This is a genomic window from Agrobacterium sp. 22-3639C2 (genome assembly GCF_053522105.1).
Genome location: NZ_JBNWDB010000005.1, coordinates 130,993 through 143,162, shown reverse-complemented (window position 1 = coordinate 143,162; position 12,170 = coordinate 130,993). Strand labels below are relative to the sequence as shown.

General features: G+C 59.5%; 10 protein-coding genes. 2 read left to right on the top strand and 8 right to left on the bottom strand.

Annotated elements, in window-relative coordinates:
* Positions 1–21 precede the first annotated feature (21 nt).
* Entirely contained in the window at positions 22–687 is a 666-nt protein-coding gene (locus ACQZ6D_RS21120) for a transglutaminase-like cysteine peptidase (protein ID WP_065663440.1), read from the bottom strand.
* Positions 688–945: 258 nt separating this feature from the next.
* On the opposite strand from ACQZ6D_RS21120, the gene ACQZ6D_RS21115 reads away from it, so the two are divergent.
* Both ACQZ6D_RS21115 and ACQZ6D_RS21110 read left to right on the top strand, forming a co-directional pair.
* A complete protein-coding gene (locus ACQZ6D_RS21115) occupies positions 946–1,962 on the top strand; it encodes a DUF1402 family protein (RefSeq protein ID WP_003518169.1) in 1,017 nt (338 codons plus the stop codon).
* Between the two features lie 301 nt (positions 1,963–2,263).
* Complete coding sequence (locus ACQZ6D_RS21110) at positions 2,264–3,823, top strand: TerC family protein (protein ID WP_019566897.1); 1,560 nt, start codon at positions 2,264–2,266, stop codon at positions 3,821–3,823.
* 113 nt (positions 3,824–3,936) lie between these two features.
* Here ACQZ6D_RS21110 and ACQZ6D_RS21105 read toward each other — a convergent pair whose 3' ends face one another.
* The 7 genes from ACQZ6D_RS21105 to ACQZ6D_RS21075 all read right to left on the bottom strand — a co-directional run bounded on the left by ACQZ6D_RS21105 (position 3,937) and on the right by ACQZ6D_RS21075 (position 12,075).
* Positions 3,937–4,563 carry a dual specificity protein phosphatase family protein gene (locus ACQZ6D_RS21105; protein ID WP_013762253.1) on the bottom strand — a complete coding sequence of 209 codons (627 nt, stop codon included), beginning with the start codon at positions 4,561–4,563 and terminating at the stop codon, positions 3,937–3,939.
* Between the two features lie 49 nt (positions 4,564–4,612).
* Positions 4,613–5,530: an inositol monophosphatase family protein gene (locus ACQZ6D_RS21100; protein WP_448730092.1), complete on the bottom strand. Its 918-nt coding sequence runs from the start codon at positions 5,528–5,530 to the stop codon at positions 4,613–4,615.
* Between the two features lie 59 nt (positions 5,531–5,589).
* Positions 5,590–6,678: an ABC transporter substrate-binding protein gene (locus tag ACQZ6D_RS21095; protein WP_112296035.1), complete on the bottom strand. Its 1,089-nt coding sequence runs from the start codon at positions 6,676–6,678 to the stop codon at positions 5,590–5,592.
* Positions 6,679–6,751: 73 nt separating this feature from the next.
* Positions 6,752–7,852: an ABC transporter substrate-binding protein gene (locus tag ACQZ6D_RS21090; RefSeq protein ID WP_035200113.1), complete on the bottom strand. Its 1,101-nt coding sequence runs from the start codon at positions 7,850–7,852 to the stop codon at positions 6,752–6,754.
* A 64-nt stretch (positions 7,853–7,916) separates the two neighbouring features.
* Positions 7,917–9,044 carry an ABC transporter substrate-binding protein gene (locus ACQZ6D_RS21085; RefSeq protein ID WP_113048212.1) on the bottom strand — a complete coding sequence of 376 codons (1,128 nt, stop codon included), beginning with the start codon at positions 9,042–9,044 and terminating at the stop codon, positions 7,917–7,919.
* A 44-nt stretch (positions 9,045–9,088) separates the two neighbouring features.
* Entirely contained in the window at positions 9,089–10,222 is a 1,134-nt protein-coding gene (locus tag ACQZ6D_RS21080; protein ID WP_003518184.1) for an ABC transporter ATP-binding protein, read from the bottom strand.
* Complete coding sequence (locus ACQZ6D_RS21075) at positions 10,222–12,075, bottom strand: ABC transporter permease (protein ID WP_003518186.1); 1,854 nt, start codon at positions 12,073–12,075, stop codon at positions 10,222–10,224. The genes ACQZ6D_RS21080 and ACQZ6D_RS21075 overlap by 1 nt, the downstream gene beginning before the upstream one ends.
* Between the last annotated feature and the right edge of the window lie 95 nt (positions 12,076–12,170).

The window sequence follows — 12,170 nt, the reverse complement described above, 5'->3', positions numbered from 1 at the left end:
ATCCGCAACGAGGTGAAAGCTTCAGCGCCCCATGATGATGTCGAGGATGTTGCGGCGCGCGGTTGCGGAGGTGGCGGTGGCCCGGCCAACCTCGCGGGCGGCGATGGCGGGCGAACCGGAGCCTTCAATATCCACCCACCGACCGGCATGTTCCGTGGATTGACGCTTGAGATAGGTATAGGGCGTTTCGTCCCAGCGAAAGATCTTCGATTTCATATTGTCGAGAATGAAATCTCCGCGGTCCGTTCTTACCGTGAGGATGGCATGGCCATCGCCTTTTTCGTCCCGGACAACGGTGATCAGCAGATCGGAAACCGGGAAACCGGCATCCATAAGCCGTTTCCGTTTCTCCAGCGTGAGGTCCTCGCAGTCTCCCGCGCCGTTATAGGGATACTCCCAATAGTCCTCGTAACCCCACACTTCCATGTCGGAACGCTGGTCGATTTCGATATTGACTGCGCTGTTGATCGAAACAAGGGTAGCCCAGACATCAGGCGTAAGACTGAGCGGCGGCATTTCCCTGACCGGCTGACATTCATCCGTATGCCGCTTGCAGAAATCGTAATGCCCGATGGGCTGCGACGTGAACTTGCCAGTCTGCATCGAAGGAGACGCCTGCACCGGCGCAGCGAAACCCGCGACGGCCAGAATGAAACATGCTTGCAGCAATTTGATGAGATGGGTCATGTTCGTCTCCTGACGACATGACCTACCGGTGGCGATTTGAGTTCACATGAAACAAAATGCTCGACTTTTAACGAACCCGATAATTCCGCTTCCGATGGTCCCGACAAGGAGCCGCGTTGACTGGGATAACGCCGGGGTAGCCACGGCATCTGAACGGCCAGCAACGGTAAAGTGAGCAGCGGGAACTTGCCACGCCGGGGCGGCCTGCCTATGAAGAGGCCGTCACGCAATAGTAATCCACATATTAGAGAACGCTGCATGAGCCTGTTTGCGAAGACCACCCGCGCGGCCGCTGTCATTCTGGCACTGGCCTGCCTGCCCTCAAATGCCGCAGCGCAGCAGATGGTCGTCGTACCTCCCGGAAACCGCTCCGCCCAACAGCCGGAAATACCTCAGGCCTCGGCGATCAGGACCAGGGCGTTTTCCACGACCTATGAGGAAAAATTCCGCAAGACGGTCGATCTTCTAAACAGCGAACCCGGTCTACTCGGCAAGATCAGGAAGGCGGGAGCGGCCTATGGCATCGATCCTATCCACATCGTCGGCGCCATCGTTGGCGAACACACTTTCAACGTCACCGCCGTGGACCGCCTTCAGACATATTACGTCAAGGCCATTTCCTATGCGGAACTCGATATAAAATTCAGCTATCAGGGCGTTGCCCTGAAGACGTTTCTCGAGCGTCCGGAATTCCGCTCCTGCGCGACGCTTGCCACGACATCCGAGCAATGGAGCTGCCGCGATATCGTTTGGGATGCAAGTTTCCGCGGCAAGGTCGTCGATGGCGTGAGCTATGAAGCGATTTCGTTCCAGCGGGCCTTCTTCCAGCCCTTCTATGCCGGACAGACCTTTGGTCTTGGCCAGATCAGCCCGTTGACGGCGCTGCAGGTTACCGATCTCGTAAACAGAACCAGTGGTCTGCCGAAACTCTCCGCCGACAGGCCGAAAGAGATCTACCGTGACGTCATGGATCCTGACCGGAGCATCATCTACATCGCCGCTATCCTTCGAGATTCCATCGACGCCTACAGGGAAAAAGGCTTCGACATTTCCGGCAATCCCGGCATCACCGCCACTCTCTACAATGTCGGCCAACCCCGGCGTCGCGCCGAACGCCTGCGGACGGCCGTGGATGCAGGCGCAAAGAACCTGCTGCCGGTTGAAAACTACTATGGATGGCTTATCAACGAGCGCCTCGACGTTCTGAGAGGCATCCTCGATGGCAAGGCCATCGACAAGCGAACCACCTCGGATATCGGTGAAAAAACGCGATAATGCCCTTGCAGGGAGGATTGCAAATCTGCCTCGCAAAGGATGATGCACGCAAAACGCTTCCCCGACCGCCCGGAATCTGCTACTGCCACGTGCACATGAATTGACTGATAGTGGGATAATTCCGCGATATGCCTGACGAAGGCGACAGTACCGACGATAGTCGACACCGAACGAGGCTGGCTTGCGTAAAGCGAAGCCAGCCTCGTCCTTTCTTGTTTTCTTCAACGAAACGGGTTTCAACCTCGGATGTTCAGTCCGGGGCTTTTTGCGTTCGCGCCCGTTCCCATAAAGGCCCCTGACCATGGAATTCCTCGCAGATCCAAATATCTGGATCGGCCTCGTTACCCTTATCGTCCTCGAAGTCGTCCTCGGTATCGACAACCTCGTTTTCATCGCGATCCTCGCCGACAAGCTGCCGCCGCATCAACGCCACAAGGCGCGGATCGTCGGTCTGTCGCTGGCGCTTGTCATGCGCATTCTGCTGCTGTTTTCGATTTCATGGATCGTGACGTTGACGCGGCCGCTATTTCAGGTCGCGGACTTCTCCTTCTCCGGGCGCGACCTCATCCTCATTCTCGGTGGTGCGTTCCTGCTCGCCAAGGGAACGATGGAACTGCACGAACGGCTGGAGGGCGCGCATAAGCCAAAACAGGGCAAGGTCGTCCATGCCGTCTTCTGGCAGGTGATCGTGCAGATCGTCGTGCTTGATGCCGTGTTCTCGCTCGACAGCGTCATCACCGCCGTCGGCATGGTCAACAATCTCTGGGTGATGATTACCGCCGTCTGCGTGGCCATGGCCGTGATGATGGCAGCATCGAAGCCGCTGATGAGCTTCGTGTCGAAACACCCCACCGTGGTCATTCTCTGCCTCGGCTTCTTGTTGATGATCGGCTTCAGCCTGATCGTCGAAGGCTTCGGCTTCCACCTTCCCAAGGGTTACCTCTATGCCGCAATCGGCTTTTCCGTGCTCATCGAGGCGGCAAACCAGATTGGCAGGCGCAATCGCGAAAGACGTATCACCGCCGGTGATATGCGTGAGCGGACGTCCGATGCCATTCTGCGGCTTCTGGGCGGCCGTGTCGGCGAAGAACAGTCCCTTGGCGAGACAGCCGACGTCATCGCGGCACAGGCGGCACGAAGCGACCTGTTCAAATCCGAGGAAAAGGACATGATCCGCGGTGTCCTTACGCTTGCCGAGCGCCCGGTAGTATCAATCATGACGCCACGGACGGAAATCGACTGGCTCGATGTCGACGCCGACCACGATACGCTAAGGAACCGCCTGCTGGAACTCGACCATTCCCGCCTGATGCTCGCGCAGGGCAAGCTGGATTCGTTCCTCGGTGTCGCCGCAACAAGGGACTTGCTGCGCGATCTTCTGCATGACGGCAAATTGAACCTAGAGCGCTCGCTGCGCCAACCCCTCGTCGTGCATGAAAGCGCCACCGCGTTGCAGGTCATGGAGCAGCTGCGCAAATCCCCGCTCCAGATGGCCGTCATCGTCGACGAATACGGCACGCTTCAGGGAATAACGACGCCTACCGACATTCTCGAGGCTATCGCCGGCGAATTTCCGGATGAGGGCGAGGAATCGCAGATTTCGGAACGGGCAGAGGACGGTTCCTGGCTGCTGGACGGCGCTGTCGACGTGAGACGGGTATCCTATCTGCTGGATATCGATCTGGTGGACGAGGACGATCGTTACTCCACCGTCGCCGGCTACATCCTCTGGCGCCTCAATCGCCTTCCCGAGATCGGCGAACGTGTTTCCGGCGACGGGTTCGAGTTCGAGATCGTTTCCTGCTCGGACAGAAACATTGAAAAGGTCCGGGTCTGGAACACCACGCTTCCCGAGGCGTGAGCTGGAAAAATCCCGAACCCGTTTCGAAATGGCGACGTGACGTGCAAGCCACGGCCCGTCTCCACATTTGCGTCACCAAGCAAGCGGCCGACCGGTGAAAACCGTCCTCCGCTCTAGTGGGCGGCATCGATCGTGGTAATCCAGCCGGCGGCGCGGCGGGCTGCTTCCGCAAGCACCGGTTTCGGCGCCTTGTACCATTCGTTTTCAGGCAGCTCACGCTTCACGCGTACGAAGCTGATGGCATCGTCGAGCGTCGGGAATTCCACCGGCAACGTCATATGCAGAAAGAGCGCAACAACGGCGACGGAACGCGAGCGGCCACCGCGGCAATTGATCAGCACGCTGCCGCGCTCGCGCCGGGGATAGGACGGCTTGTCGGGCAGTATCTGTTCGAGCGCCGCCCGCAGGATGTAATGGGCCGCAACCATCTGGGTATCGGGATTTCCATCGCCGTCGATCAGGCCGATCTTGTAATAACGTATTTCGCCGGGTCCATAGACGCTGCCTTCATGATCGGAAACGATCTGCGGCTGCTCCACGAAGTTGAAGTCGAGATTGACGGCGCAATTGACGACGGTGGTGATGCCGTTTTCACGCAGAAGCTTCAGATCGCTGGCGCCTTCCTTACCTGAAATGAAGAGATCGACGCCATAAAGAGGATGCCGCTCATAGATGCGGCTGAGCTTCGGCAATTCGCCGGTTTCCTGTTCGCGGGATAGGGTCTTTTCCGGTTGCGGCATGTCTTGTCTCCATCGGCGCCGATGTGGCGGCCGTCATGTCCTTGCTTGTTCAGGCGTTTGCAGCCGTCTGGCTTGGCGAGATCGCTGCCCTGGCTATGCGGCTTGCGGATATGGATCGCGCCACCCGCTGCAATGTCTGGTAATTCGCCCCCTTGCCCGTAGCGATATAGCCGGGGCAGAGAAAATCGGCCGACCCCTCCGCCACCTTCCCCAAGGTCAGCGGCTCGTATGTTCCCCCGGCATTCTTGAGAATGAGGATGGCTGCTGCCACATCCCAGGCGTTGACGCCGAAGCCCGCAGCAGCATCTGTCCAGCCAGCCGCCACATGCGCGATGCTGAGTGCAGCGCTGCCGGGCCGGCGCAGCGTCGAAAAGGTCTCGACAAGCGCACCGAAATTGGAAAGCGCCGCATCCCGCCCATCCAGCCGGAAATCGCGCGAGACCGGATAGCCCGTGATAAGCGTCGCCCGGGTTTCATCTGCGACGCTGCGGGAGCGCAGCCTGTCGCCGTTGAGATAAGAAGCCTCGAGGTCGGCGGAAAACATCTGGTCAGTCACGGGGTCGTACACCACGCCGGCAACGGCTTCCCCACCGATGACGGCGGCAATCGATACGCACCAGAAGGCAAGGCCACGGGCAAAATTCGCCGTGCCGTCAATCGGATCGACATACCATTGCACCTCGCCGTTGCCGATCTGGCCACCCTCTTCGCCCATGATCGCCGAATTCGGCTCCCGTTCGAGAATGACGGCGCGGATCGCGGCTTCGGCGCGTTTGTCGTGAATGGTGACGATGTCGTGGAGATCGACCTTGTAATCCACCGCCATATCAGAGCGGAATGCCACCAGCAGCGGATCGCGCACGGCACGCGCCGCCGCTTCGGCGATTTTCATCAGCCGCACCGAGCGGGAAAGCGCCTCCTCATTTCCAGATTTGTTTTCAGTCGAAGAAGGGCTTTGCATCGGCATATCCAGTCTATTTTTTTCGCAAAGGAGGGACCGGCGCGGCAGGACCGCGCCAGCCTGGATTATTTCCTGTAGTTGACGCGCCAGACATCCTGCCATTCCTCGCGACGATCGAAATCGTTGAGGCCGGTGGCGGACTCGTAACCCATCAGCCTGTCGGCAACCTTCATCAGCCCCGACGGCTCGTCAGCCGGCATCTTGATGTCGATATTGGTCGGCAGCTTGCCGTCCTTCATCTGCGGTGCGATGCCCTCTTCCGTCAGTATGTAGTGGACGAAGAGTTTCGCCATGTTCGGACTTTTGGTCTTGGAGGCGATGAGCCCAAGCTTGATGTAGGTCCAGCCGACCCAGGGATCGAGACCAGTGCAGAGGCCGAGCTTGTAGCCCTTGTCGGCATTGTCGCGGAACTTGGCAGAGCTGAGCAGGCCGAAGAAGGGCTGCTTCTGGCCGGGTGCGCCGACGGCCTCTGCCACCGGGTCATCGCCATCAGTGGCAAGCGGGCCGTTCTGCGCCAGCGCCTTGATCCAGGCTGCGGCCGCATCCTTTTCGATATCCTTGCCAAAATGGGCCTTGTAGGCGGCCGCCACCTTCTCGTTGCCGTGGGCTTCGAGCTGGTTGAACCAGTCCGTATAGGTGCTCTTGCTCAAGGGATCGACCATGGCGACCTTGCCTTTCCATTTCGGCTCGGTCAGTTCCCAGATGTTGGTCACCGGGCATTTATCATAGGCTTCCGTATTGTAAGCCCAGACATTGGCGTTGGTGGAGATTGCCAGCGGGTTCTGGAACTGCGCCGGGATTTTCGCAACCATGTCGCCCGGCAGGTAATTCTCGACAAAACCCGCCGGCAGAAGCTGCGCGAGCGCCGATGGCGCATCGGTGATCAGCACCACGTCGCCCTGCACATTGCCGGACTGGCTTTCGCGGATGATCATTTCCAGCTGGCTGTTGGCGGAAACCTTCACGCCTGTCGCCTTTAACCCGTATTTGGCGCTGAACTTGTCGGCCATCTCCACGATCTTGCCGGTGCTGTCGTAGATATTGATCGGCTTCTCCTGCTTCGCCGCCGCCAAGATCGCATCGAGATCGAAGGTTTCTTCGGCTGCAGCCCCCATTGCGGATATGCCTGCAACGGCGATGGATATCGCCGTCATCGGTAAAAATCTGCTTCTTCTCATCGTTCCCCTCCCAAGGAAAAGGCAAGGCAGGCTCGCGCCTGCCCTGCCGTTATTTTTTGTAGTTCACACGCCAGAAATCCTGCCAGCCTTCGCGCTTGTCGAGGTCGTCGGCTGCTGTTGCGGCATCAAAGGCCATCAACTCGTCGAGATGATCGGCTACCCGCGATGGTTCGTCCGCCGGCAGACCGATTTTCGTGTTGCCGGAGATTTTGCCATCGACCGTCTGCGGCGCGATGCCCTCTTCCGTCATCAGATAGTGAAGGAAGAGCTTTGCAGCATTCGGGCTTTTGGTCTGCCCGGCAATCAGGCCGAAGCCGGGATAGAGGAACCCGGAAAACGGTTTGACGCCACTGCAAAGACCGAGCTTCAGCCCCTTGGCCTCATTATCGCGGTATTTCGCCGCCGAGGTGATGACGAAAAAGGGATCGGTCTGTCCCGGAGCGCCCGCCGCATCGGCAACCGTGCTCGAGTCCGTCAGCAGGGGAGCGTTCTCGGCAAAGGCCTTCACCCAGGCAGCCGTCGCGCTTTTTTCGCCCGTTTCCAGCTTCTTGCCGTAGAGCTCCTCATAGGCCTTGGCGACATCGGCATCATGATGGGTTTCGATCTGGTTGAACCAGTCGGCATAAAGCGGCTTGTCGAAGAGATCGAGCATGGCAAGCTTGCCCTTCCAACGCGGCTCCGTCAGCTGCCAGATGTTGGTGACCGGGCATTTGTCGTATTTCTCGGTATTGTAGGTCCACACATGCGGATCCGAAACGACCACGAGCGGATCGCGCAGCTTTTGCGGAATATCGCTTTCCATATCCGGTGGCGACCAGCTGGTGGCAATGCCTTCCGGCAGAAGTTCCCCCATGGCGGAGGCGACATCCGTTGCGACGCTGACATCGCCGACGACATTGCCGGCGCGATGTTCGCGGATCATCAACTCGACCTGAGTTGCCTCGTTCACTTTCTTGCCGCTTGCCTGCACGCCATATTTGGCGGTGAAGGCCTGTGCGGTGTCGACGATCTTGCCGGTCACCGCATAAACGGTGATCGGTTTTTCCTTCTTCGCGGCGTCGATGAGCGCATCGAGATTAAAGGCGTCCTGCGCGTGGGCAGCACCGCCAAGCGCCAGCGAGAAGATAAGGGAAAGGGCTGAAGCCGCCATCCGCCGCCGCCGCTCGCCACCACATCGGTTCTTGGTCATGATATTCACTGTGTCGGTCCCCCCATTATTTCTTGTAATTCACGCGCCAGAAGTCCTGCCAGGTTTCGCGCGCATCCCAGTCTTCCAGGCTGGTGGCCATGCTGTAGGGCAGAACGCGGTCGAGCACGGCGCCGATACCCGAAGGTTCGTCGGCGGGCAGTTTTACGTCTTTGTTGGTGGACATCTTGCCGTCGATCGCCTGCGGCGCGATGCCTTCAGCAGTCATGACGTAGTGAATGAAGAGCTTTGCAGCATTGGGGCTATCCGTGCCCGTGGTGATCAGGCCGACACCTGGATAAAGCCAGCCGATCCACGGCTTCAGCTCCTTGCAGAGGCCGAGTTTCATGCCCTTGTCGGCATTATCGCGAAACTTCGCCGAGCTGATGAGGCCCATGAAGGGCTGCTTCTGGCCAGGCGTGCCAACGGCTTCCGCCGCCGCTGCATCGGCATCGGTCAGCAGCGGCGCGTTGGCGGCAAGTGCCTTGACCCAGGCCGCTGTCGCGCTTGACTCTGCGGTCTCGAGGTCCTTGCCGTAAAGCGCCTTATAGGCCGCCTTCACCTCCCCATCGCCATGCTTAGCCATCTGGTTGAACCAGTCGACATAGGATGCCTTGCCGAGCGGATCCTGCATCGCCACCTTGCCCTTCCACTTCGGGTCGGTCAGTTCCCAGATATTGGAAACGGGGCATTTGTCGAAAAGCTCGGTATTGTAGGCCCAGACATTGGCGCTGGTGACGACGGTCAGCGGATCCTGATATTCCGGCGGAATATTGCCAGCGAGATCCGGCGGCAACCAGCTTTCAACAAAGCCCATTGGAATAAGCTGTGCCATCGCCGCCGGGGCATCGCTGATGATCGAGACGTCACCCTGAATATTGTTGGCCCGCGCCTCGCGGATGACCATCTCCAGCTGCGCTGTTGCCTTTACCTTCGCACCCTCCGCGCCCACGCCATACTTCTTGGCGAAATTCTTCGCCATTTCCACGATCTTGCCCGTGCTGTCATAGACGGTGATCGGCTTTTCCTTTTTGGCAGCCTCGATCAGGGCGTTGAGGTCGAAAGGCTCCCCCGCCTTCGCCACGCCGCCAAACGTTGCCAGAATTGCCGTTGCACACAGGAGACGGCTAAGGCCGCCCGTCATTTTCCGCTTCATACTGCTCCTCCTTCAGCAAGCGATTGTCAGTCTTTTCGTCGTTGTCAGTTGTAGCTACTGCTCCTCAGCACGGCGTCCGCTTCGGTAATCCGTTGCCCTTTTGCGTCGAACACATGCAGGGCGTCGGGAGGCACGTGGAAAAACACACGGTCGCCACTATCGACGCGCGGCAGGGCATGGGTGGTCAGGAACAGCGTGTGGTTCTCGCTCCTCAATTCGAGAATCCAGCTGCCGCCCGTCGGAAGCACGCCGGTCACCGTCATTTCACCGAAGAGGCTGCCCTGCGGTACATCCTCAGACCTTGCCGTGTAACCCATCGCCTCTGGCCGCATGCCGACCGAGGCGATGCCGCGCAACTGCGGATAGCGCGTTGCGAAATAAGCCTCCGCATTGTCGGCGATATCAGACACGCCGGGCTGGCCGAAGGTCAGGATATTGATCGGCGGACTGCCGACGAATTCGGCGACGAAGCGGTTGGCCGGACGGTCGTAGATATCGTTCGGCGTACCCATCTGCTGGAGCGTGCCCTCGTTCATGACGGCGATTGTCGTTGCAAGTGTCATTGCCTCCCACTGGTCATGCGTCACGAAGACGATGGTGGTCTTGAACTCCTTGTGCAGCCGCTTCAGCTCGGCGCGCATTTCCAGCCGCAGCCGGGCATCGAGGTTGGACAGCGGCTCATCCAGAAGCAGCACACCGGGATTGACGGCAAGCATGCGGGCCAGCGCCACACGCTGCTGCTGCCCACCGGAAAGCTGTGACGGATAACGGTCGCGGTACTTGGCAATGTCGAGCGCCTGCATGACGCGCTCGACGCGTGCCTCCCGCTCGGCTTTCGGCAGCTTGCGCAGGCGCAGGCCGAAATCGGTGTTGCGCTCGATGGTCAGATGTGGCCAGAGCGCGTAGCTCTGGAAGACGAGCCCCATTTCGCGCTTTTCCGGCGGCACGAATATGCCGTCATTGACGGAATCTATCACCCTGTCGCCGACACGGATTTCACCGCCGGAGAGGTTTTCAAGACCCGCGATCATGCGCAGCGTCGTGGTCTTGCCGCAGCCGGAAGGGCCAAGCAGGCACATGAATTCGCCGTCGCGGATTTCGAGATCGAGATCGGAAACCGCGTTTGCGGAATTCACGCCGTAGTTCTTCTGCGCCCCGCGCAGGTTGATGGTAGGCATCAGCTTCCAAGTCCTTCTGCAAGATTTGTGCGGGTCAGCTTCTGGGCCAACAGGGTACCGAAATAGGCAATGCCGGCGATGATCAGCACCACGGCGTTTGCGGCCTGCGTATAGTGGTAGTCGACCAGCCGCAGCGAATAGGTGGTCAGAACATCCGTGCTCGGCACCGCGAGGATCACGAACAGGCTCAAGCCCTTGATGCCCGAGATGAAGGGCAGGAGAACCCCCGTCACCAGCGATCCCTTCTGGATCGGGATGACGATCGAGACCATGCGGCGGAACCAACCGGCACCGGCGATCTGTGCTGCCTCTTCCGGGTCCTTTCCAAGCTGTGTCATGGCCGAGATACCGGCGCGCGAGGCATAGGGCATCTGGTCGGCAATCAGTGCGAGGATAAGGATCGTCACCGTGCCGTAGAGCGCCGGCATCGGCCCGCGCGGAACCGCAAAGAGCGAGAGATAGGCGGCGGCAAAGGCGATGCCGGGCACGAGATAGGGCAGGAACGTGACCTGACGCAGATAGACCGACAGGGCGCGCACCGGCGTGCGGATGACGACATACCCGACCAGAAGACCGAGGACGCCAGATGTGAGCGAGGCAAGACCAACAATCATCATGGTGTTCTTCGCGGCTGCCCATAGATCGGGGCTTAAAAGAACGCCGGTCTGCAAGGCCACCGTGTTGAGATTGCTGCCGATCCAGTAATCGAGCGTGAAATTGTCGAACGTGAATTTGGCCGGCATCTTCATGACGGTCGAGAGAGCGAGGGTGAGCAAAGGCAGGCCGACGCTGAGAATGAAGACAGCGGCCGCAAAGCCCGTTGCCGGAAGACGCATTTTGCCGAGGCGGCTTTGCCGGTTCATCGACCCCTTCGAGCCGATCGTCACGAAACGGCGGGCTTCGCGAACCAGGCGGGCATCGATCATCAGCGTGATGATGCCGATGAGCATGATCGAGGCCGCAACGACACCGGCAACACCGGTCTGGCGCGAGGCGATGCTGCGGAACAGCGATGTCGAGAGGACTTCGAACTTAACGGGAAGCCCGAGAACGTAGGGTACGCCGAATTCGCCGAGGCACTTTGCAAAGATCAGCACCATGGAAGAGAGCAGCGCCGGGCGCATCAAGGGCAGGATGACCTGCAAAGCCACCTGATAACGATGGGCGCCGAGAATGCGGGCCGAATCCTCCAGCTGCGAGTCGAAGCGGCGCAGCGCCGAGCCGAACAGCAGGATAACGAAAGGTGTATAATGCAGGGCAAGGATGATGGTGATCGGGAAGCGCCCATAGGCCACCCAGTCCGGCGGTGTCAGGCCCATCGCCTCGAACCAGCCGGGTTGGCCGCCAACGGTGCGGTTCTTGAACAGCGTCGTCCAGGCGAGAGCGAAGGTCCATGCGGGCAGCATGTAGGGCACGATCAGCGCGGTCGCGAACCAGCGGCGACCGAACATGTCCGTGCGGCTGATAAGCCAGGCAAGCACCGTGCCGATAACAAGCGAAAGCGCAATCGCCCCCAAAGCGACGGTGAGCGTGTTGAAGAGCGGATGCCAGAAAAGATCCGTTGCGACGGGCGAGAAGAACGCCCTGTCGAGATAATAGAGCGTGAGGTCACCGACATCCTTGCCAAGACGCCGTTCGTGGCCGAACTGGACACGGACGGCATCCAGAACGATAGAGATGATCGGAACGACGATCAGATAGGTGAAAAGTAACGCCGTCAGCACGCCGATGAGCGTCGTCGGCTCCCTGAGCGCGACCTTGAGGCGATATCGCCAGGCCTGCCATGCCGAAGGCGCGGTCGCCGGGGGACGCCCCAGTGCCTCCGCCTTCGTTGATTCGCTTAAAAGAGCCATTATTCCTCCCCATATGGCCGCAACATTGCTCCGACACGCCGGCAAGAATCTGCCTGCGCGCAACCTGCGGAACAGGCGGCGCGTGCGTCGAACAT